Below are 23445 nucleotides of genomic sequence, written 5' to 3' on the forward strand. Positions count from 1 at the left end.
GTGCGCGGGACGACACTTTTATTTTTAATCAAATTAAGCAGATATCAAGTTTTTTTGAAGTGGATTCAAAAAAACCTCAGACACATTGTTACATCAACATGGCGAGATGGGTTGGCACTTACATAACTGACGGAAAAAAAGTTCACAGCCGCAGAAAAGCCGCCACCTCGTCCCGGCGCGCGAGGGTGTCCTGGAAGCCCATCTCCATCAGCGCGCGGGTGAAGGCGGGCTCGAACAGGAGGTAGGACAGCAGCGTCGAACCCTCGCGACGCATCGCGCCGACGCCGCGCAGCAGCGTTCGCAATGCCAGCGGCAGCGTGTCGCGATGACGGCCGGCGATCGCGTCGAGCCGTTTTGACGGCGAGATCACCAAGGTTTCGATCGGCCGCAACGCGAGGCCTGCCGCGTCGCGCTCGGCCGCGGTGAAGGCGTTCAGCGTCGTGTTGATGCGCTCCATGCGCTCCAGGTCGACGGCAAGCCCGTCGAGGAAGATGCTCGACAGCGCGTGGCCGGCGATCTGCGCGAGCGGCGGATAGTCTTCGGTGCGCTGACGCCCCTCTTCGGCGAGCCGGCCCGAACCGATCACCAGGATGCGCTCGGCCCCCATGTGGATCGCCGGGCTGATCGGGGCGAGCTGGCGCATCGAGCCGTCGCCGAAATATTCACGATTGATCTTGACCGCCGGAAACACGAACGGAATCGCGCTCGACGCGAGCAGATGCTCGATGCCGAGGCGCGTCGGCATGCCGACGCGCTGCGCGCGGCGCCACGGCAGCACTTCCGGGGCCGCTTCGAAAAATGCGAGGTTCTCGCCGGACGAGTAACCGGATGCGGCAACGCTGACCGCATGGAGATGTCCCGCCTCGATCGCGCGGCGGATCGCCGAGAAGTCGAGCACGCGCTCGAGCAGCGCGCGCAGCGGGCTGTTGTCGAGCAGCGAGCGCGGCGTCTGGCGTACCGCCCAGCCGAACATCAGCGCGCCGCCCCAGCGCAATCCGGTGCCCATCAGCGCCGCGGCGTCGGCCCGGTACACCTGCTCGACGTGGAAATTGCGCCAGATCCACGCCAGCTTGCGCACGCCGGCATTGAAGTCGGACGAAAACACCGCGAGCGCCGCGGCGTTGATGCCGCCCGCCGACGTGCCGCACAGGATCGGGAACGGATTTCCCGGCTGCCGCCCCCTGATCTTGCGGATCGCGGCGAGCACACCGACCTGGTAGGCCGCGCGTGCGCCGCCCCCCGTCAATACCAGCGCCGCCTTCCCTTCCGTCATGCGCCCCCCGCGTCGATCGCAAACATGCGGGGGAATGATGCCACGGGCGTGCGGGCGGCTGCGGCCGGCACGCCCGCAATCACGCCGCCTGCGGACTCAAGAAAACGCCGGGCCGCCCCGAGTTTTCTTGCCCCCTCGGGGGGCGGAAACGGCAAAGCCGTTTCCTGGGGGCGCTCAGGACTGGCCCTGCGCCGCCTCGACCGCCGTCAGTGCGGTCATGTTGACGATGCGGCGCACCGTCGCCGAGGGTGTCAGGATATGCACGGGCTTGGCCGCACCGAGCAGGATCGGCCCGATCGTCATGCCTTCGCCGGCCGCTGTCTTGAGCAGGTTGAAGGCGATGTTGGCGGCATCGAGCGTGGGGAAGATCAGCAGGTTGGCCGGCTCGCGCATGCGCGCGTTCGGGAAGATGCGCAGGCGCAGCTCGGCGTCGAGCGCGGCGTCGCCGTGCATCTCGCCTTCGACCTCGATCTCGGGATGGCGCTCGTGCATCAGGCGCAGCGCCGCGCGCATCTTCTCGGAGGTCGGCGAATCGGCCGAGCCGAACGACGAATGCGACAGCAGCGCGACTTTGGGCGTCAGGCCGAAGCGCGACATCTCTTCGGCTGCGAGCAGCGTCATCTCGACGATCTGTTCCGGTGACGGGTCGTAATTGACGTAGGTATCGGCGAGGAACACCGTGCGCCCGGGCAGGTTGACGACGTTCAGCGCGTAGCAGTTCTTCACGCCCGGCTTGCGGCCGATGACGCTCTCGATGAACTTCAGATGCAGCGCGTGCATGCCGTAGGTGCCGCAGATCAGGCCGTCGCCGTAGCCGTGCTTGAGCAGCAGCGAGCCGATCAGCGTGGTGCGCCGGCGCACTTCCTTCTTCGCGTAATCGACCGACACCCCGCGCCGTTCCATGATCTGGTGGAAATCGGTCCACAGCTCCTTGAAACGCGGATCGGAATCCGGGTTCACCAGCTCGAAGTCCTGCTCGGCGCGGATGCGCAGACCGAAACGCTCGACGTTGGCGACGACGATTTCCGGGCGACCGATCAGGATCGGGCGCGCGAGATTCTCGTCGACGACCGTCTGCACGGCGCGCAGCACGCGCTCGGATTCGCCCTCGGCGAAGATGATGCGCTTGGCCGTGCCGCGCGCGGCGGCGAACACCGGCTTCATGATCATGCCGGAGTGCCAGACGAAGTTGTTGAGCTGGCTGCGGTAGGCATCCCAGTCGCTGATCGGCCGCGTCGCGACGCCCGAGGCCATGCCGGCGATGGCGACAGCCGGGGCGATCTTGACGATCAGGCGCGGGTCGAACGGCCGCGGGATGATGTACTCCGGCCCGAAGCCGGACACTTTTTCGCCATAGGCCGCCGCGACGATGTCGCTCTGCTCGGCGCGCGCGAGCTCGGCGATCGCCTTGACGGCCGCGAGCTGCATCTCGTCGGTGATCGTCGTCGCGCCGACGTCGAGCGCGCCGCGGAAGATGAACGGGAAGCACAGCACGTTGTTGACCTGGTTCGGGTAATCCGAGCGGCCGGTCGCGATGATCGCGTCGTCGCGCACCGCCTTCACTTCTTCGGGCAGGATCTCCGGTGTCGGGTTCGCGAGCGCGAGAATCAACGGTTTCGCCGCCATCTTCGCGACCATCTCGCGCTTGACCACGCCGCCCGCGGACAGCCCGAGCAGCACGTCGGCACCCTCGATGACTTCGCTGAGCGTGCGCGCCGACGTCGGCTTCGCGTAGCGCGCCTTGATCGGGTCCATCAGCGTCGTGCGCCCTTCATAGACGACGCCTTCGATGTCGGTGACCCAGATGTTCTCGACCGGGATGCCGAGCTTCTCGAGCAGCCGCAGGCAGGCAAGCGCCGCGGCGCCCGCGCCGGAAGTCACGAGTTTGACGGTTTTGAGATCCTTGCCGAGCAGATGCAGGCCGTTCAGCACCGCGGCGCCGACGACGATCGCAGTGCCGTGCTGGTCGTCGTGGAACACCGGGATCTTCATCCGCTCGCGCAGCTTCGATTCGATGTAGAAGCACTCGGGAGCCTTGATGTCCTCGAGGTTGATGCCGCCGAAGGTCGGCTCGAGCGCAGCGATCATGTCGATCAGCTTGTCGGGATCACTCTCGGCGATCTCGAGGTCGAAGACGTCGATGCCGGCGAACTTCTTGAACAGCACGCCCTTGCCTTCCATCACCGGCTTGGCCGCGAGCGGGCCGATGTTGCCGAGACCAAGCACCGCGGTGCCATTAGTGACCACCCCGATCAGGTTGCTGCGCGCCGTCAGGTTCGCCGCTTCGGCCGGATCCTCGACGATCGCATCGCACGCCGCGGCGACACCGGGGGAATATGCCAGCGACAGGTCGCGCTGGTTCGACAGGACCTTGGTCGGCGTGACCGAAATCTTGCCGGGCTGCGGGTAGCGGTGATAGTCGAGAGCGGCGCTGCGAATCAGTTCATCCATTTCTGTCCCTTCCGTTATCGCGTGTTATATCGGGCATCGCCGGCGAAAGTAGGTCGCGCGGCGCTGGCTGCAGCAGGCCCCTTGGCTCGTGGCCAGGCGGATCCCTTCCCCCAGTATCGAAAGAAAACCTTTCAATCCCATTTCGGGCACCTGCCGGCCCGTGGCATAATATTAGGCTTTCGCCGACTGTGGTTAACCCTAGTAGTTTCCACAGTTCGGGAAACGGGGCGGTCACCACGACCCCTCGTCCCCGCCGGCCGCAAGGCTACAGGCTCGACCGACGGGACCGGTTCCGCTTCTGTAATCTGGAGAGCTCGTCGCCATGAATCATCGCTTTTCCGAGGCCGCCCTGGCCGCCACTCCCACCTATGTCCGTCACGAAGGCCTCAAGAAATGGGTCGCCGGCATCGCGGCCCTGACCGAGCCCGAGCAGGTCGTGTGGTGCGATGGTTCGGAGGAAGAATACGACCGCCTGTGCGCCGAAATGGTCGACGCGGGCATGCTGATCAAGCTGAACCCGGAAAAGCGCAAGAATTCCTACCTCGCCTGGTCCGACCCGTCCGACGTCGCGCGCGTCGAGGACCGCACCTACATCTGCTCGAAAGACAAGGCCGACGCCGGCCCGACGAACAACTGGGAAGACCCGGCCAAGATGCGCGAGACGCTCAACGGCCTGTTCGCCGGCTGCATGCGCGGGCGCACGATGTACGTGATCCCGTTCTCGATGGGTCCGCTCGGCTCGCCGATCGCACACATCGGCATCGAGATCTCCGACAGCCCGTACGTCGTCACGAACATGCGCACGATGACCCGCATGGGCCGCGCGGTGTTCGACGTGCTCGGCACCGATGGCGAATTCGTCCCCTGCGTGCACTCGGTCGGCGCACCGCTCGCCGAGGGCGAGCAGGACAGCCGCTGGCCGTGCAACCCCGACACCAAATACATCGTCCATTACCCCGAGACGCGCGAGATCTGGTCCTACGGCTCGGGCTACGGCGGCAATGCGCTGCTCGGCAAGAAGTGCTTCGCGCTGCGCATCGCCTCGACGATGGCGCGTGACGAAGGCTGGCTCGCCGAGCACATGCTGATCCTCGGCGTCGAGTCGCCCGAAGGCGAAAAGACCTACGTCGCCGCCGCGTTCCCGTCGGCCTGCGGCAAGACCAACTTCGCGATGCTGATCCCGCCGAAGAGCTTCGGCGGCTGGAAGATCACGACAATCGGCGACGACATCGCGTGGATCAAGCCGGGCAAAGATGGCAAGTTCTACGCGATCAACCCCGAATCCGGCTTTTTCGGCGTCGCGCCGGGCACCTCCGAGAAGACGAACTTCAACGCGATGGCGACGCTGAAGGAAAACATCATCTTCACCAACGTCGCGCTGACCGACGACGGCGACGTCTGGTGGGAAGGCATGAGCAAGGAAGCGCCCGACCACCTGATCGACTGGCAGGGCAACGACTGGACGCCCGAGATCGCGAAGGAAACCGGCCGCAAGGCGGCGCACCCGAACTCGCGCTTCACCGCGCCGGCCGCGCAATGCCCGTCGGTCGATCCTATGTGGGAAGACCCGCAGGGCGTGCCGATCTCGGCGTTCATCTTCGGCGGCCGCCGCGCGACGACCGTGCCGCTGGTGTATGAGGCGTTCAACTGGAACTTCGGCGTCTATATGGCGGCCACGCTGGGCTCCGAGACCACTGCCGCCGCGTTCGGCGCACAGGGCGTCGTGCGCCGCGATCCGTTCGCGATGCTGCCGTTCTGCGGCTACCACATGGGCGACTACTTCAACCACTGGCTGCGCATGGGCCACGTTGTCGAAGACACGCCGAAGATCTTCTGCGTGAACTGGTTCCGCATGAACGAGCGCGGCGAATTCATGTGGCCCGGCTTCGGCGAGAACATGCGCGTGCTGAAGTGGATCGTCGATCGCGTGCGCGGCCGCGTCGGCGGCAAGGAAACGGGCTTGGGCTGGATGCCGAAGTTCGAGGACATCGACTGGGCCGGCGCCGATGTCACGCGCGAGCAGTTCGAGGCCCTGACGAGCGTCGACGCCGACGCGTGGAAGAAGGAGCTCGCGCTGCACAAGGAATGGTTCGACAAGCTGCAGGACCGCCTGCCGCGCGAACTGGTGCTCAAGCGCGAACTGTTCGAACTGACGCTCGCGGTCTGACCCCCGCTGCCGGCCCCGCTCCGGCAGCCCGTGCGGGTGCAAGTCCCGCCACTTCGACCGGCTCGGCATGCCGCGGCTCTCCTAACCTCAACTGCTCGAACCGCCCGGTGCGGACCCGCATGCCGGGTGGTGTGGGAGGGGAACGGTCAGGACTCCTGACCGCCCCTATCCCGATTGCATGCCCGGCATGCCTCGCGCTCCCGCATACCCGGACGGCACTGGCAGCGTAAGGAAGAATGCGGGCAGCGGAACAGGGCGCGAGGGGAAGCCGTACGAGTTGGCCGCTTGGCGTCACAGGCGGGCGCCGCTAGGATTGGCTCCCCTTGCTCAGGAACTGCCGCGCGAACTCGTCGCGCGGCAGCGGCCGGCCGAGGAAATACCCCTGGGCCTGGTCGCAGCCGTGCGTTTTCAGATACGCCAGCGTGTCGCCGCTTTCGATGCCTTCGGCGACGACTTCCAGCCCCAGCGTGCGCCCGAGCGCGATGACGGCCTCGACGACCGCGCGGCTCGTCGAATCCTGGGTGATGCCCTGCACGAACGAGCGGTCGATCTTGAGCTTGTCGAGCGGCAGCGAACCGAGATGGACCAGACTCGAGCAGCCGGTGCCGAAGCCGTCGAGCACGACCTTGACGCCGAGCGCCCTGACCGCTGCGAGGATCTCGGCGGCATCATCCGCGTTGTCCATCACCGCGCTTTCGGTGATCTCGAGCTGCAAGGATGCCGGGTTCATGCCGCACTCGCGCAGGATGTCCGCGAGGCGCTGTGCGAAGCGCCGCTGCCGGAACTGGATCGGCGACACGTTGATCGCGATCGGCACCGGCTCCAGCCCCGCCGCGGCCCACGCGACGTGCTGGCGGCACGCTTCGGCAGTGACCCACTCGCCGACGGCGCCGATCAGGCCGGACGATTCGGCGACGGGAATGAAGAGCCCGGGACCGAGCGCCTCGCAGTCCTCGGCGCCAAAGCGAAGGAGCGCCTCGGCTCCCCTGATGGCACCGGTTCTCAGATCGATCACCGGCTGGTAATGCAGTGTGAACGTGTTTCTTGCGAGCGCCTGCTTGAGCCGCCCCTCCATCGTGGTCGACACGTCGTCGCGGTGTTCGAGGTCCGGCGCATATACGCAGTAAGCGCCGCCGCTGCAGTGCTTCGCCTGGTACATCGCCAGATCGGCGGCGCGGATCAGCGCGTCGACGGTCATGCCGTGCTGTGGAAACAGGCTGATGCCGATCGACGGTGAAACGGATACTTCAGCGTCGCGGATCACGAACGGCTGCGACACGCTTTCGACGACGTACTGCGCGATGTTCATCGCTTCCTGCGTCTGCTCGAGATAGGGCAGCAGGACGATGAACTCGTCGCCGCCGAGCCGGCCGACGATGTCTTCCTTGCGTACGCCCGCCTTCAGGCGGCACGCGACCTCCTGCAGCAGCCGGTCGCCGGCTTCGTGGCCGTAGCGGTCATTGACCGGCTTGAAGCGGTTCAGGTCGATGAACAGGAACGCACCCTGGCTGTGCTTGCGCCCGGCCGCCGCGAGCAGGTGCTCGGCATATTCGAAGATCAGCCGGCGGTTCGGCAGCGCGGTCAGCGGGTCGTGCAGCGCCGCTTCATGCGCGCGCTGTTCCGCCTGCTTGCGGTCGGTGATGTCGATGTTCATGCCGACCCATTTCTCGACCTCGCCGTCCACCCCGACGAGCGGCGCCGCCCTCACGTTGGCCCAGCGCCACTCGCGCCGGCGGTGATGCAGGCGAAGTTCCGTATCAAACACGCACCGACCGGCGACCGCCGCGCGCCATTCCACTTCGACGCGGGGGCGGTCGTCGGGATGAACCGCATCGAGCCACCCGAAACCCGCCATTTCCTCGAAGGTCTGGCCGGTGTAGGCGGACCAGGACGGCGAATGGACGACCAGGGCTCCTGCGGCATCGCCTTCCCAGACCGCCTGGGCGGTTTCCTCGACGAGCACGCGGAAACGTTCCTCGCTCTGGCGCAGCCGCTCGCTCGCGAGCTGCCGCGCGAGCGCAGTACCGGCGGCGCGCGCCAGCACCTCGAGCACCGCGACCTCCTCGTCGTCCGGCCGGTGCAGCTCGAGCCAGTACGCTCCGACGGCACCGGTGGGGATCGCACCGCCCACCGGAACCATCACCAGGCTGCGCTTCGATACCCCCTCCAGAACCGCCGGCGGCACGCGATCGTCGTCACGCACGTCGACGATCACCGCCGTCTCGCGGCGCCGGATCGCCCACTCCGTGACGCTCGCGACGAGCGGGTGGTGGCTCCGCTCCCACACCGGCCCGTTCGTCGCGCCCCTGCCGATGCAGCGGAAGCTGCCGTTGTCGAGTTCGACCGTGATGCCGTCCGCACCGGCGAGCTCCTGCGCCGCGCGCAGCAGCTGGTCCAGGAGTTCGGCGCTGCTGTCCGCGCGGGAGAGCCGCTCGAGCCCTTCGGACAGGCGGCGGAAGCGGACATGCCCGGCAAACAGCGCCGCTTCGGTGCGCACCTCGTCGGTGATGTTGCTGAACACGATCGCCACTTGCCGCTCGTCCGGCTTGCCGTAGCGGAACGCATAGACGTCGAACCAGCGGTCGAGCATCCCGGCGCGCCGCTGAAAACGGATCGGCTCTCCGGTGAGCGCCACTTCGCCGTAGATTTGATACCAGTGGGCTTCATGTTCCGGCACCAGCTCGCGCATCCGGCGGCCGACCACATCGACCAGGCCGGTGTGCTGCTCGAACGCCGGATTGACCTCGATGAAGCGGTAATCGACAGCTTTTCCCTGTCCATCGAAGATCATCTCGATGATGCAGACCCCTTCGTCGATCGATTCAAAGAGCGCCCGGTAGCGCGCCTCGCTCGCCTCCTGGCGCCGGCGGGCGAGGATCTGCGGCGTGTCGTCGATCACCGTCACCAGCACGCCGCCAATGCTCCCGTCCTCGCAACGGACCGGGCTGTAGCAGTTCGTCACGTACAGCGGCAGGGTGCCGTCGCTGGACGACTCGACGACCTGCTCGGAGAGCATGACTGCCTCGCCATCGGCCCTCACCTGGCGGCACAGCGGCTCGTGGACCTGCCACGCTCCGGTCCCGCTATCCCTCGCGGGGCGCCCGAGCGCGTCGGGATGGCGCGCGCCGAGCAGCGCCCGATAGCCATCGTTATAGATCTGGACGAGATCCTCACCCCACAGCAGCGCCGCCGGAAAGCCCGCCCCGAGCACCAGCGCGACGGCGGTTTTCAGGCTCGCCGGCCACTGCGCGACGGGGCCGAGCGTTGTCCGGCCCCAGTCGATGCGGCGCACGAGATTCCCCGTTTCGCCCCCGGGGGGCAGCCACTCCGGAGACGGAGCATGCCCGTCGCTGAGGGGGTCGTCCAAAGTACACCTCGTCTGTGAATCCTGCGCGCCGCCGCCGGGCGCAGACGCTCGACGTCCCGGCCTTCCCTGGCAGTGGGAACACTTGATTCCGCTGGAGATATTCATGAAAGGACAGGAATCCGTCCCGCGCAAGCTATGAGACTGAAACGTACCCGACCGGATTCAGTGCGCAAATACCTCGAAACAATGATTTTCATGCCTGCAGGATATTCCGGAAGCACATTCCGGCCACCACGGCTGCCCTCGACGGGCCGAGGAGAAGGCAGCGGTCAGGGGTTTTGGCTGAGCAGGTCGCGCAGCGCGCCCTGGAACAGCCGCACGACGACGCTGCGGTCGAGATCCGGGTTGCGGATGCTGCGACCCGCCAGCCCTTCGAACATCGCAGCGAGCACTTCGACCATGCCGGCGATCGTCGCGTCGTCGTCGTGATGGCCGCCCGCGCGGCGCATGTCGCGCAGCATCAGCGCAAGGCTGCCGCAGCAGATGCGGTCGGCCGACCGGACGATATCGGCGACATGCGGGTTGCGGGCGGCCTCGGCGAGAATCTCGAGATTGAGCCCCGCCGCGCGCGGCTCGAGATTGCGCTCGACGCCTTCGGCGACACGCTCGACCATCGCCTCCTTCATGTTGCACGCCGCACGCAGATCCGCAGTCAGCGCCAGCATATGTTCAAGATCCTGCGCGACGATCGCCGCGATGATCGCTTCCTTGTTCTCGAAGTAGTGATAGATATGCCCGGGACTCATGCCGGCGATTTTCGAGATCTGGGCGATGCTCGCACCGTGGAAGCCCTTGCTGCGAAAGCAGTCACCCGCGGCGGCGAGAATCTGCGCGCGGCGGACTTCGGCGCGCGGCGGGTCGGGAGGGGCGGAGTCGGGGGGCATTCGCAGGGTCTCCGGAGATATTGAAGATGTATTGCATCGATCTTGCACTGCGGAAAATCCTAACATAGAATGGTCATTCTAGAATAAACATTCTATTTTTGCACCCCACCCGGACGGTGCGCACTTTCCGGCACCGGTCCAACCATTTCGAGAGGCGATTCATGGGGATCAACGGCAATCGGCTGTTCCGGCCAGTGGCCATTGCACTGGCAAGCGCCGTGCTGCTCGCTGCCTGCGGGAGCGACAAGCAACAGGGCTCGGCAGACGCCGCTGCGCCCCCCCTCCTGCCCCGACAGTGACCGTCGTCACCGTACACACCGAAGCGGTGCCGCTCGTCGTCGAGTTGCCGGGGCGCACGGCGCCTTACCTGATCGCCGAAGTGCGTCCGCAAGTCACGGGCATCATCAAACAGCGCCCATTCACCGAAGGCAGCGACGTCAAGGCGGGCCAGGTGCTGTACCAGATCGATCCCGCGACTTATCAGGCTACCTACGCCAGCGCCAAGGCGAACCTCGCACGCGCCGAGGCGAATGTTTACGCCGCGCGCCTCAAGGCCGACCGCTACGCCGACCTGGTCAGGATCAACGCCGTGAGCAAGCAGGCTTTTGACGACGCCACGGCCGCGCTGCAGCAGGGCCAGGCTGAAGTCGCGGCCGCGAAGGCGGCGATCGACAAGGCGAAAATCGACCTCGAATTCACCCGCGTCACGTCGCCGATCGCCGGGCGCATCGGCCGTTCCGCGGTCACGCCGGGCGCGCTGGTGACGGCGAACCAGAGCCAGGCCCTTGCCACGGTGCAGCAGCTCGACCCGATCTATGTCGACGTCACCCAGTCGAGCAGCGAGCTGATCCGCATGAAGCGCGATCTGGCCGAAGGCAGGCTGCAACGGGCAAGTGGCAACAGCGTGCCGGTGCGCCTGGTGCTGGAGGATGGCAGCGTCTTCGGCGCCGAAGGCAGGCTCGCGTTTTCCGAGGTCTCCGTCGATCCAGGCACCGGCAGCGTGACGCTGCGCGCGGTGTTCCCGAATCCGCACGCCGAACTGCTGCCCGGCATGTATGTGCGCGCGCGGCTCCCGCAAGGCGTCAAGAGCGACGCCGTGCTCGTGCCGCATGCGGCGCTCAGCCACGATCCGCGCGGCAACGCCCAGGTCATGGTCGTCGATGGCGAAAGCAAGGTCGAGGCGCGCAGCGTCACCGCCGAGCAGTCGCTCGGCGACAAATGGGTCGTGACCGCCGGTCTTGCCGAGGGCGACCGGGTGATCGTCGAAGGGCTGCAGCGCGTGCGCCCCGGCGCGCAGGTGCAGGTGACCGAAGCCGGCGCCGTCCCGGCAGCAGCGGCCGCAACCCCTGCCGCCGCGCAGAAGAACTGAGGACGCGACGATGGCACGTTTTTTCATCGACCGACCGATCTTCGCGTGGGTCATCGCGATCGTCATCATGCTCGCCGGCGCGCTGTCGATCCTGACGCTGCCGGTGTCGCAGTACCCGTCGATCGCCCCTCCGACGGTCGTCATCAACGCCAGCTATCCCGGTGCGTCGGCGAAAGCCGTGGAGGATTCGGTCACCCAGATCATCGAACAGAAGATGACCGGTCTCGACGGCCTGCTGTACATGAAGTCGTCGTCGGATTCATATGGCCGCGCCTCGCTGACGCTGACTTTCGACGCCGGCACGAACCCCGACATCGCGCAGGTGCAGGTGCAGAACAAGCTGCAACTAGGCTTGCCGCTGCTGCCGCAGCCGGTGCAGCAGCAAGGCGTGCAGGTCGCCAAGTCGACCGCCAACTTCCTGATGGTCGTCGGCTTCGTGTCGCAGGACGGCAGCCTCAAGCAGGACGACCTGGCCGACTTCCTCGTCTCGTCGGTGCAGGATCCGCTGTCGCGCGTCACCGGCGTCGGCGAAGTCCAGGTGTTCGGCTCCCAGTACGCGATGCGGGTGTGGCTCGACCCGGCGAAGCTGGTGAAGTTCGGCCTCACGCCAGGCGACGTCCAGGCGGCGATCCGTGCCCAGAACAACGAAGTTTCCGCCGGCCAGCTCGGTGGTACGCCCGCGGTGGAGGGACAGGGTTTTACCGCGTCGATCACGGCACAGAGCCGGCTGGAGACAGTCGGGCAGTTCGAGGACATCCTGCTGCGCAGCTCGGCCCAAGGCGGCGAAGTGCGACTCGAAGATGTCGCACGCATCGAGATCGGCGCCGAGAACTACGGCACCGTCGGCCGCTACAACGGTCAGCCCGCGGCCGCGATCGGCATCAAGCTCTCCGCCGGCGCGAACGCGCTCGACACCGCGACGGCGGTGCGGGCACAGCTCGACCGGATGGCCCCGTACTTTCCCGCCGGCGTGGAGGTGGTGGTGCCTTACGACACCACGCCTTTCGTCGCGATCTCGATCCAGGGCGTCGTCAAGACGCTGCTCGAAGCGATCGCGCTGGTGTTCCTCGTGATGTACCTGTTCCTGCAGAACATCCGCGCGACGCTGATCCCGACGATCGCGGTGCCGGTGGTGCTGCTCGGCACTTTCGGCGTGATGGCGGCGTTCGGCTTCACGATCAACACGCTGACGATGTTCGGCCTGGTGCTCGCGATCGGCCTGCTCGTCGATGACGCGATCGTCGTCGTCGAGAACGTCGAGCGCGTCATGAGCGAGGAAGGCCTGTCGCCGAAGGAGGCGACGAAGCGCTCGATGGACCAGATCACCGGTGCGCTGGTGGGCATCGGCCTCGTGCTGTCGGCAGTGTTCATCCCGATGGCGTTCTTCGGCGGCTCGACCGGCGTCATCTACCGGCAGTTCTCGATCACCGTCGCCGCGGCGATGGCGCTGTCGGTGCTGGTCGCGATCATCTTCACGCCGGCGCTGTGCGCGACGATGCTCAAGCCGGTCGAGAAAGGCCACGAGCACGGCGAAGGCGGCTGGTTTTCGGGCTTCTTCCACTGGTTCAACGGGATGTTCGCGCGCAACACGCGGCGCTACGAGTCGACGGTCGGGCGCATCCTGCACCGCAGCCTGCGCTTCCTCGCGATCTATCTGGCGATCATTGCCGTGCTCGCGCTGCTGTTCCTGCGCATGCCGACCTCGTTCCTGCCCGAGGAGGACCAGGGCGTGATGTTCAGCCAGGTCACGTTGCCGGCCGGCGCGACGCAGGATCGCACGCTGGCGGTGCTGAAGAAAGTCGAGGACCATTTCCTCGAGACCGAAAAGGACACGGTGCGCTCGATCCTCACCGTGGCCGGTTTCAGCTTCGGCGGCAGCGGGCAGAACATGGGACTCGCGTTCATCAACCTGCAGGACTGGGACGAGCGGCAAGAACCGGGAATGGACGTCAAGTCGGTGGCCGGGCGCGCGATGGGCGCGTTCGCGCAGATCCGCGAAGCGATGGTGTTCGCGTTCGTGCCGCCGGCCGTGCTCGAGCTCGGCACCGCGAGCGGCTTCAACATTTTCCTGCAGGATCGCTCCGGCCTCGGCCACGATGCGCTTCTTGGCGCGCGTAACCAGTTCCTCGGCCTCGCTGCGCAGGACAAGCGGCTCGTCGGGGTGCGGCCGAACGGCCAGGACGACATGGCCGAATTCCGCCTCGACATCGACCACGCCAAGGCCGGCGCGCTCGGCGTCTCGGTCGCGGACATCAACGAGACGCTGGCAACAGCATGGGGCGGCACGTACGTGAACGACTTCCTCGATCGCGGCCGCATCAAGAAAGTCTATCTGCAGTCCGACGCGGACGCGCGCATGAAGCCTGAAGACCTTGCCAAGTGGTACGTGCGCAACCGCCAGGGCGAGATGGTGCCGCTGTCGGCCTTCTCGACCGCGCACTGGAAATACGGTTCGCCGCGCCTGGAACGCTATAACGGCCTGCCGGCAGTCGAAATCCTCGGCCAGGCTGCGCCCGGCCTGTCGTCGGGCGACGCGATGGCTGCGGTCGAGGAGATCGTCGCGAAGCTGCCTGCCGGCATCGGCTACGAATGGACCGGCACTTCGTACGAGGAGCGGCGCTCGGGGGCGCAGGCGCCGGCGCTGTACGCGCTGTCGCTGCTGGTGGTGTTCCTGTGCCTGGCGGCGCTGTACGAGAGCTGGTCGGTGCCGTTCGCGGTGATGCTGGTGGTGCCGCTCGGCGTGCTCGGGGCGCTGCTCGCGGCGAGCGGGCGAGGCCTGTCGAACGACGTTTATTTCCAGGTCGGCCTGCTCGCGACGATCGGCCTGTCGGCGAAGAACGCGATCCTGATCGTCGAGTTCGCGAAAGCGCAGATGGAGCAGGAAGGCAAGGAGCTCGTCGCCGCGACGCTCGAAGCGGTGCGCATGCGGCTGCGCCCGATCCTGATGACTTCGCTCGCGTTCGGCCTCGGCGTGCTGCCGCTGGCGATCTCGACCGGCGCCGGCTCCGGCAGCCAGAACGCGATCGGCACCGGGGTGCTCGGCGGCACCATCGCCGCGACCGTGCTCGGCATCTTCTTCATTCCGCTGTTCTACGTCGTGATCATCCGCGCCTTCCGCAAAAAACCCGCTCCGCCCGCAACCCTCGCGCCCGTCGCGGAGGAGGCCAAGTGATGACCCGACTGCGTATCCTGACGGCCGCACTCGCCGCCGCTGTCGCGAGCGCCTGCTCGACGCTGGCGCCGGACTACCAGCGGCCGCCAGCGCCGGTCCCGGCGTCCTTCCCGCAGGCGCCGGGCATGGTTTCGGCAGCCGCTCCCGCGGCCGACGCGCTGCCGTGGCGCGATTTCTTCGCCGCGTCCGGCCTGCGCGAGCTGATCGCGCTGGCGCTCGACAACAACCGCGACCTGCGCGTGACCGCTCTCAACATCGAGCGCGCCCGCGCGCAGTACCGCATCCAGCGCGCGGACCTGTTCCCGGCGATCGGCGCGAGCGGCGGCCAGACCGCGCAGCGCCTGCCCGCGGAGCTCGTGCGGGGCAGCGCCGCCGGCAACGGCAACGGCAACGGCGATGCGACGATCAGCCGGCAGTACAGCGCGACGATCGGCTTCTCGGTATGGGAGCTGGATTTCTTCGGCCGCCTGCGCAGCCTCAACGAACAGGCGCTGGAACTGTACCTCGGCACCGAGGAGGCGCGCCGCAGCGCGCAGATCAGCCTCGTCGCGGAAGTCGCGAACGCGTGGCTGACGCTCGCCGCCGACCGCGAACGCCTCGCGCTCGCCCGCAACACGTACCGGACGCGGCAGGAGTCGTTTGAACTGACGCGGCGCAGCTTCGAGGCCGGCGCGGTGTCGGCGCTCGACCTGCGGCAGGCCGAGACGCTGCAGGAAGACGCGCGCGCCGACGCCGCCCGTTTCGCCGCGCTCGTCGCGCAGGACGAGAACGCGCTCGCGCTGCTCGCCGGCACGCGCGTTCCGCCCGAGCTGCTGCCGCCGCAGCTCGCCGACACGCTGACCGCGGTCGCCGGGCTGCCGGCCGGCGTGCCGTCCGAAGTCCTCGTGCGCCGCCCCGACATCCTCGAGGCGGAGCGCCGGCTGCGCGCGGCCAATGCCAACATCGGTGCGGCGCGGGCCGCTTTCTTCCCGTCGATCATGCTGACCGCGGCGGCCGGCAGCGCGAGCAGCACGCTCGATAGCCTGTTCTCGAGCGGCTCCGGCACGTGGAGCTTCGTGCCGCAGATCCGCATCCCGATCTTCGAGGCCGGCCGCCTGCGCGCGAACCTCGACGTCGCCGAGATCCAGCGCGACATCAACGTCGCGCAATACGAAAGGGCGATCCAGGGCGCGTTCCGCGAAGTCGCCGACGCGCTGGCCGAACGCGCGACGCTCGCCGAGCAGCTCGACGCGCGGCGCCGCCTCGTCGAAGCGACCGCCGAGAGCTTCCGGCTGTCAGAGGCGCGCTACAAGGGCGGTGTCGACAGCTACCTCGGCGTGCTCGATGCGCAGCGCACGCTATACGGCGCCGAACTCGAGCTGATCGCCGTGCGCGAGTCCGACGCAGCAAACCGCATCGCGCTGTACAAGGCGCTCGGCGGCGGCTGGCAGTAAGGCTTTTTAGCACGCGGGGACGACGCGGCACCGGCGTGGCGGCGCCCTTCCTGGCAACCTCCCGGCACGCGCCGCAGCCGGCGCGCATTGAATTGTCCGTCTGCCGCGCGGTCGAATCGCGACCGGCGGGGGTGTGCACAGGCAGCAGGCGCGGCCCCGCGGGTCACGGTCCACTGGAGGGCGTCATCATGCGCATTCGATATCCCGGCCTCCTCACCGCATTCCTGGCCGCGCTCGCGGTGGCCGGCCCGGCGCTTGCGCACCACGGCTGGAACTGGGCCGAGCCCGGCAACTCGGAGCTCACCGGCGTCGTGAAATCGGTGCGGCTCGGCAATCCGCACGGGCGCGTGACGCTCGATGTCAGCGGCGAGCAATGGGTCGCGGAAGTCGGCCAGCCGTGGCGCAACGCGCGCGCCGGACTGCGGGACGAGATGCTCGTCGAGGGCGTGCGAGTGACGATCTCGGGTCATCGCTCGGCTCGCCCCGGCGAGAAACTCATCAAGGCCGAGCGCGTGATCATCGGCGACACGACGTACGACCTGTACCCTGACCGCGACTAGGGGTGGGAATGTTCGGCGAACTGCTCGCCGCGATCGATGCCTCGGCGCTGTCGGTCCACCTGCGGCATTCAATCTGGCTCTACCCCGTCGTCAGCGCCGCCCACATCCTCGGCATCGCGCTGCTGGTCGGGGCGATCGTGCCGATGGACGCGCGGCTGATCGGCCTGTGGCCGTCGCTGCCGGTGGCGCTGTTCGCGCGCACGATCCTCCCGTTCGCAGCCGGCGGCTGCATCCTGGCGATCGGCACCGGCACGCTGCTGTTCATCGTGCAGCCCGCCGATTACGCCGCGCTGCCGGTGTTCTGGACCAAGATCGGGCTGGTGCTGGCCGGCGTCGCCAATGCGCTTGTACTGCGGCGCACCGTGGCGTGGCGGCGCGTGATCGCGGAGACGACCGGCACGACGCAGGCGCTGCGGCTTTCCGGTAGCCTGTCGCTCGCGATCTGGCTCACGACACTGTTTCTCGGCAGGCTCCTCGGTTTCCTGTGACGGATGGCGGCGCGGCAGCGCACCCTCGGGCCCTGCCGGCCGCCCCGGTCATAACAACGGCGTTCAGTCTTCGAGCAGGCTGCGCAGCATCCACGCGGTCTTTTCGTGCACTTCGAGGCGCTGCGTCAGCAGGTCGGCGGTCGGCTGGTCGTTCGCGTCATTCACGACCGGGAACAGGCTGCGCGCGGTGCGCGCGGTCGCTTCCTGCGCGGCGACGAGGCTGCGAATCATGTCGAGCGCTTTCGGCACGCCCTCGATTTCCTTGATCGAAGCGCGCTCGACGAATTCCTTGTAGGTCCCCGGCGCGGGAAACCCGAGCGCGCGGATGCGTTCGGCGATCAGGTCGAGCGCGGTCCATTGCTCGGTGTATTGCTGCATGAACATCACGTGCAGCGTGTTGAACATCGGCCCGGTGACGTTCCAGTGGAAGTTGTGCGTCATCAGGTAGAGCGTGTAGCTGTCCGCGAGCAGCGCCGACAATCCGTCCGCGATCTTCGCACGGTCGACTTCGCTCAGCCCGATGTCGATCCTTGCTACCCCTCTTTCCACCTTCTCCTGCTTCTCCTGCTTGTCCTGCTTCTTCGATGCCATAGTGTTCTCCTTGTCGAAAGCAAACGAAAACCGGTGCATTGCACCTGCAGGACTATATACGGGATGCCGCGGCAGGACACAGGACGCAGGCATTATCGCGACGCGCGCAGCAAATGACGGCATGCCGGGAGGGTCGCGCGCTCAATGGTCGAGCAGTTGCAGGCCCGGCGGCAGCGATTCACCGAACGCGCGCCACTTCTCGGCCTCCTCGAGCACGACGACTTCGCGCACCATCGCGGTCCAGCTCGGCGGCGCGTTGATCGCCGCGAGCCGCCGCGCCACCTCGTCGCGCAGCTCGGCCGGCAGGTCGCGCGAGCGGTCGCCGGTCAGGCGCGCGATCTGGGCGGCGGCGAATGCTGCCGGCTCGATGCGCTTCCAGTCGAGCGCCAGGATCGCGTCGAGCCAGCGCGTCGCGACGTCGGCCGGCACGACGTTGTGCGCGCTGCCATACAGCGGCTCGCGCGCGCCGATGCGCCCGACCGCCCACCACGCATTCTGCTTTTCCGCCGGTTTCTGCAGCCGCTCGATCAGCCATTCGCCGATCTCGATGCGATGCTCGACTTCGACGCGCTCGAGCGACGCGGCCAGGCGCGCGAGATCCTCGAGACTGCCTCGCGTCCCGACCGGCTGGCGCGCGCGGCGCGCGGCGTCGTCGGCTTCGATCTGTTCGCCCGCCGCCTGCAGCACGAGCAGCTGTTCGGGCGCCGCCAGGCCTCCTGCCGCGCGCCGCCACAGCGTCCACCATTCCGACCAGTTCTGCCGCTCCCGCACGTACTGGATGCCCTGCCCGAACAGCGTCCACAGCTGCTCGACCCGCCAGTCGTCGAGCGGATAGCCGAGCCCGGGGCGCAGGCAGTAGCCGGCGAGGTTGAGCCACAGGCGCTCGTGCTCGGCCGAGCGGCGCCGCCGGCGCACGCGCTCCCACAGCACGTCGAACAATGCGCGCAGCAGCGGCACGTCCCAGCTTTCGCGCTTGCCGAGCAGGTGGTCGAGCTGGCCGCGCAGCTGACGCACTTCCTTGCCACTGAGGTCGTGCGAGCGCGAGCCGAAGACGCGCTCGACCGCTTCGACCGCGTCGGCGAAGCGCGGCGGCAGCGCCGCGACCGTTTCCGCCTGCGCCGCGCCGTCGCCGCGCAGCTGGAACGCGAGCAGCCAGCGGCGCGCGGGCTCGGCGAGGCTGACGCAATGCATGTCGAGCGTGCCGACTTCGGTCATCGCGGCGACGATCCGCACCGGCACGTCGACGGTACCGCTGCCGGCCGACGGGATGACGGTCGCGATCGGCGGCAGGCGCACGAAGTCGTCGCCGGCGATGTCGACGAGGTCGCCAGCTTGATGCGGCGTGTCGGCGGCCGACGACACGAGGTGGAACTGCACCGGCTGGCCGAGCTTCAGTGCGAAGCTGCGCTCGGGCAGATGGACTTCGACGGCTTCTTCGGTGCCGCGCGGCAGCACGCACACGCCGCGCCGCGACGGCCCGTCGCCCTCGATGACGAGGAAGTAGCTGCGCGGCGCACCTCCACCGATGCGCGGCCCCTGCCCGGCGCGCACCAGCGCGTATGCGACGGCGCCGCGTGCGACCGCGACGTCGGGGTCGTCGTTGTGCAACAGGCGCAGCGCCTGGCCGCGCCAGCCGCCGAGCACGTGCTGCAGCCGCTCGCTCAGCGCATGGGAGCGGAACACGCCGCCATTGAGCAGCACGGTGTCGGGCACCGGCAGCTCGGGCGCCTCGGGTGCGTCCGGCCCGAGCGCGTCGCGCGACGCGGCCGCGTGCCGCTCGAGAAACGCCGCGAGGTGGCGCGTGATCGCGGGATCGGCCGGATACGGCAGGCCGAACTCGACGATGCCGGCACGCCGTCGTGCGGGCCGGGCGTCGGCGCCCGCGCGGGGCAGGAAGCCGTCGACGATGAGATGCTCGACCTCGTCGCGTGCGAGCTCGACCGAGCGCGCGCCGCCGACGAGCCGGCTGCCGGCGCCGAGCAGCGTCACCGTCGTGCGCTCGGGCGCGGCCGGGCCGAGCAGTTGCTCCTTCGCGCCGCGGCAGCGCTGCAGGAGCTGCGAGAAGCGCGCCGCGGTCAGCTTGCCGTCGGCCGCGCCGAGGCGCGCCTCGACGACGTGCGCGAGCGCGAGATCCATGTTGTCGCCGCCGAGCATCAGGTGGTCGCCGACACCGATGCGCGCGAGGCGCGGCTCACCGTCCTCGACGGCGACGCGGATCAGCGTGAAGTCGGTCGTGCCGCCGCCGACGTCGCAGACGAGGATCAGCCGCGTCGCCTCCAGTTCCGCCGCAAGGCTCTGGCGGTGGCGGAACAGCCAGTCGTAGCACGCCGCTTGCGGCTCCTCGAGGAGGCGCAGCGCCGGCAGCTGCGCGAGCCGCGCCGCTTCGAGCGTCAGCGCCCGCGCCCCTTCGTCGAACGACGCGGGCACGGTGAGTACGACCTGCTGGCGCTCCAGCGGCGCGTCCGGGAAGCGCGCGTTCCACGCCGCACGCACGTGCGCGAGGTAGCTTGCGCTCGCCGCGACCGGCGACACTTTCGCGACGTCGTCGCCGGCGCCCCACGGCAGGATCGGCGCGCTGCGGTCGACGCCGGCGTGCGACAGCCAGCTCTTCGCGCTCGCGACGAGCCGCCCCGGCACCTGCGCGCCGAGTTCGCGCGCGAGGCCGCCGACGACGACCGGCGCGACGCCGGCGACATCGGCCGCCGCCCACGGCAGCTGCAGGTCGTCCGGACTCAGCTCGCCGGGTGCCGGGTGGTAGCGCAGCGACGGCAGCAGCGGTCGCGCCGCGACTTCGCCCGGGGCGACGAGCTGATCGATCGGCAGCAGCGCGATGTGCTCGTCGCCCGGCGCCGCGTACGCGACGACGGTGTTGCTGGTCCCGAGGTCGATCCCGACGAGGTAAGGCTTCACGGCATTCAGGTCTGTCCGCCGCGCACGTCGAACGACACTTTCCAGCGCGCGCTGCCGTCCGCCGGCAGCGCTTCGAGCTCCAGCGTGCCGGCTTCGGTGACGCGCGCATGCAGTTTCACGCGCACGATCTCGCCCGCGGCGCGGCCTTCGGTCGGCAGGCTGGCCTCGATCTCCTCGAGCTCCTGCAGCTCGTCGGGCGCCCAGAAGTCGAGCAGCGTGCCGACCTCGTCCTGGCGCCGCACCGACGAACCGAAGAAGCGGAAGCGCACCGGTTCGCCGACGACCAGGCCGAACTCCTGCGCCGGCAGCTGCGCCTGCGTCCCCTCCTCCATGCCGAACGGCGCCAGGCACAGCGCCTGGATCGGCGGCTCGACGCCCGGCACCGCCGGCATCGCGGACTCGACCGCGATGTAGTACGCCTGCGCGGTGCCGCCGCGGATGCGCACGCCGCGGCCGCGGCGCACGTAGCCGTAATACGCGGCGCCGCGCGCGACCGCGAGATCGAGGTCGGCGCGTTCGAGCACGCGCACCGGCGCGGCGCCTTCGGCTTCGAGCCAGCCGTTGAGCGTCGCCAGCACGCGATCGGCGAGCAGCCCGGACTTGAACACGCCGCCGTTGAACAGCACCGCGGTCGGATGCAGGAAGCTCGCGTCGGCAGGATGAAGCGCGCCGAACCCTTCGAGCTCGGCCGTCGCGCCGAGCTGGCGGCTCAGGAACGCTGCGAGGTGGCGCGTGATCGCCGCATCCTGCGCGTACGGCAGGCCGAGCTGCGTGAGGCCGGCGCGGGCGCGCGACAGCGGCCGGTCGGTGACCTCGGCCGGCGGAAAGAAGCCGTCGAGGATCGTCGCCGTCAGCGTCTCGCGGCCCAGCTCGGTGCGGATCGAGCCGCCAATGAGCTTCGAGCCGCGGCTCGGCACGACGATCGGCACGGCGTCGACCGTCGGGTCGCCGAGCAGCGTCTCCTTCGCGCCGCGGCACGCGTGCGCGAGCGCGCGCATCTGCCACGCGTCGAGCTGCGTGCCCGCTGCCGCGAGCTTGCGCGCGACCGCGTACGCGAGCGCGAGGTCCATGTTGTCGCCGCCGAGCAGGATGTGATCGCCGACCGCGACGCGGTGCAGTTCGAGGTTGCCGTCGCGTTCGACGACCGCAATCAGCGACAGATCGGTCGTGCCGCCGCCGACATCGACGACGAGGATGATGTCGCCCGGCTTCGCCTCGTCGCGCCAGTGCCCTTCGCTCATCTGGATCCAGCTGTACAGCGCTGCCTGCGGTTCCTCGAGCAGCGTCATGTGGCGGTAGCCGGCGGTGGCCGCGGCTTCCGCGGTCAGCTCGCGCGCGGCCGGGTCGAACGACGCCGGGATCGTCACGGTAATGTCCTGCTCGTCGAACGGCGCGTCGGGCTGCGCGTCGTTCCACGCGTCGCGCAGATGCGCGAGGTAGCGCACCGACGCTTCGAGCGGCGAAATCCGCGCGACCTCGTCCGGCGCGTCGCCCGGCAGGATCGCCGCCTTGCGGTCGACGCCCGGATGGCACAGCCAGCTCTTCGCGCTCGACACGAGGCGGATCGGCGTGCCGGCGCCGCGCGAGCGCGCGAATTCGCCGACGACATAGTCCTGCGCGCTCGTCCACGGCAGCGTCAGGTCGCCTTCGCCGAGCTCGTTCTCGTGCGGCAGGTAGAGGAAGGACGGCAACAGCGGCAGCGCCTCGACGGCGCCGGGGCCGGTCAGCTGCGGGATCTGCAGCACCTGCTGGGCGGCGTGCTCGCCGTCGCTGCCGGCAATGTCGACGTACGACAGCGCGCAGTGGGTCGTGCCGAGGTCGATGCCGATGACGAAACGCGGCTCGCTCATAGCTCCACCTCCGCCTGCGCGATGATCGTCGCGTCATGATGCTCGGCGAGCTTCGGCAGGCGCGCGTCGGTGACGCGCCAGCCGCGGTGGCTGATCGTGCCGGTGAACGGCGGCTTGCCGACGACATTGCCGGTGAGGCGGATCGCCGCGGCGTCGAAACCGTCGGCGAGCGTCACGCGGCTGCCTTCGGCGTCGGCGCACACCGGCTCGATGCTGAAATGCTCGCGCATCACCTTGCGGCAGCCGGCGTGCACCAGCCGCGCCGCGCCGCCGACATCGGCGTCGGAATAGGCCGCGATGTCCTCCTCGACGAAATCGATGAGGCGCGCTTCCCGCTGCAGCATGCCGAGCAGCTGCAGTGCGGCCTCGTGCGGCACTTCGCGCAGCGGACGGACGTCGGGGGCCGGGGCGGCCGGGGCGGCGACGTCCGCGCCCGCGCGCAGGCGCATCACCTGCGCGGCAAAGTCGGGCTTGGAGAGGATCGCGAAGAACGCGCCGAACGCGAGCGACAGTCTGCGCATGAAAGAAGGAGGGGTCTGAGCCATGAAAAGGTCCTGTAGGTCCTGTAGTGGTCCGGCAACGGCGGGGCCGGGATCGCGCGTGCCGGCGGCGGAATGCCCGCGCGCGGCAGCGGTTCGTGCCCCGGCCGGCGGCAATGTGGTCGGCGCCGCGCCTGCGCTCCCCGTCCGGGAACGGCCCGCCGCGCCGCAATTCAATTCCGGTTGTCGCGTCATCGACCGGGCGGGCTGGCCGACGCCGGGGATGGTGCGACGCAATATAGTCGATTCTTCGACTGGCGCCCACAATGACATCGGGACCGGTCGGGCGGCCGCCAGCGTGCGGATCGTACCATCCGGGCCGGTTTCGCGCGCCAGCCGCAGCACCACCGGTGACGCGGCCCGCGCCGATCACCGCAGCAGAACGCCCCCA

Annotated in this window: 13 protein-coding genes and 1 pseudogene; 6 read left to right on the forward strand and 8 right to left on the reverse strand. The window is 68.5% G+C overall.

Features of this window, described 5'->3' with window-relative positions:
- Positions 1-142 precede the first annotated feature (142 nt).
- Both pbN1_RS06100 and pbN1_RS06105 read right to left on the reverse strand, forming a co-directional pair.
- Positions 143-1273, reverse strand: coding sequence for a patatin-like phospholipase family protein (locus pbN1_RS06100; protein ID WP_169203066.1), 1131 nt, complete (start codon positions 1271-1273; stop codon positions 143-145).
- Between the two features lie 174 nt (positions 1274-1447).
- Positions 1448-3724: an NADP-dependent malic enzyme gene (locus tag pbN1_RS06105; protein ID WP_169203065.1), complete on the reverse strand. Its 2277-nt coding sequence runs from the start codon at positions 3722-3724 to the stop codon at positions 1448-1450.
- 322 nt (positions 3725-4046) lie between these two features.
- Here pbN1_RS06105 and pbN1_RS06110 point away from each other — a divergent pair, with 322 nt between their 5' ends.
- Entirely contained in the window at positions 4047-5891 is a 1845-nt protein-coding gene (locus pbN1_RS06110) for a phosphoenolpyruvate carboxykinase (GTP) (protein ID WP_169203064.1), read from the forward strand.
- A gap of 307 nt (positions 5892-6198) precedes the next feature.
- Here pbN1_RS06110 and pbN1_RS06115 read toward each other — a convergent pair whose 3' ends face one another.
- Together pbN1_RS06115 and pbN1_RS06120 are read right to left on the reverse strand one after the other, a co-directional pair.
- The gene (locus pbN1_RS06115; protein ID WP_169203063.1) at positions 6199-9258 is read right to left on the reverse strand and encodes a sensor domain-containing protein; all 3060 of its coding nucleotides are present in this window, start codon (positions 9256-9258) and stop codon (positions 6199-6201) included.
- 269 nt (positions 9259-9527) lie between these two features.
- Complete coding sequence (locus pbN1_RS06120; RefSeq protein ID WP_169203062.1) at positions 9528-10142, reverse strand: TetR/AcrR family transcriptional regulator; 615 nt, start codon at positions 10140-10142, stop codon at positions 9528-9530.
- A gap of 161 nt (positions 10143-10303) precedes the next feature.
- Between pbN1_RS06120 and pbN1_RS06125 the strand changes: the two are divergent.
- The 5 genes and pseudogenes from pbN1_RS06125 to pbN1_RS06145 all read left to right on the forward strand — a co-directional run bounded on the left by pbN1_RS06125 (position 10304) and on the right by pbN1_RS06145 (position 17164).
- Positions 10304-11511, forward strand: a pseudogene (locus pbN1_RS06125) (efflux RND transporter periplasmic adaptor subunit).
- A 10-nt stretch (positions 11512-11521) separates the two neighbouring features.
- The gene (locus pbN1_RS06130; RefSeq protein WP_169203061.1) at positions 11522-14683 is read left to right on the forward strand and encodes an efflux RND transporter permease subunit; all 3162 of its coding nucleotides are present in this window, start codon (positions 11522-11524) and stop codon (positions 14681-14683) included.
- A complete protein-coding gene (adeC, locus tag pbN1_RS06135) occupies positions 14683-16116 on the forward strand; it encodes an AdeC/AdeK/OprM family multidrug efflux complex outer membrane factor (RefSeq protein ID WP_169203060.1) in 1434 nt (477 codons plus the stop codon). The genes pbN1_RS06130 and adeC overlap by 1 nt, the downstream gene beginning before the upstream one ends.
- Before the next feature lie 188 nt (positions 16117-16304).
- Entirely contained in the window at positions 16305-16676 is a 372-nt protein-coding gene (locus tag pbN1_RS06140; protein ID WP_169203059.1) for a DUF6152 family protein, read from the forward strand.
- A gap of 8 nt (positions 16677-16684) precedes the next feature.
- Positions 16685-17164: a hypothetical protein gene (locus pbN1_RS06145; protein ID WP_169203058.1), complete on the forward strand. Its 480-nt coding sequence runs from the start codon at positions 16685-16687 to the stop codon at positions 17162-17164.
- 63 nt (positions 17165-17227) lie between these two features.
- Here pbN1_RS06145 and pbN1_RS06150 read toward each other — a convergent pair whose 3' ends face one another.
- From pbN1_RS06150 to pbN1_RS06165, 4 genes are all read right to left on the reverse strand, one after another.
- On the reverse strand, positions 17228-17755 hold the full coding sequence (locus tag pbN1_RS06150) for a Dps family protein (protein WP_169203057.1): 528 nt from the start codon (positions 17753-17755) through the stop codon (positions 17228-17230).
- A gap of 141 nt (positions 17756-17896) precedes the next feature.
- Positions 17897-20665 (reverse strand): Hsp70 family protein, encoded by a 2769-nt coding sequence (locus pbN1_RS06155; RefSeq protein ID WP_169203056.1) that lies wholly within the window; start codon positions 20663-20665, stop codon positions 17897-17899.
- Between the two features lie 5 nt (positions 20666-20670).
- Positions 20671-22515, reverse strand: coding sequence for an Hsp70 family protein (locus pbN1_RS06160; RefSeq protein WP_169203055.1), 1845 nt, complete (start codon positions 22513-22515; stop codon positions 20671-20673).
- Positions 22512-23060, reverse strand: a complete 549-nt coding sequence (locus pbN1_RS06165; protein WP_169203054.1) for a DUF2760 domain-containing protein — start codon at positions 23058-23060, stop codon at positions 22512-22514. The genes pbN1_RS06160 and pbN1_RS06165 overlap by 4 nt, the downstream gene beginning before the upstream one ends.
- Positions 23061-23445: the final 385 nt, after the last annotated feature.

This window comes from Aromatoleum bremense (assembly GCF_017894365.1).
Lineage (GTDB): Bacteria > Pseudomonadota > Gammaproteobacteria > Burkholderiales > Rhodocyclaceae > Aromatoleum > Aromatoleum bremense.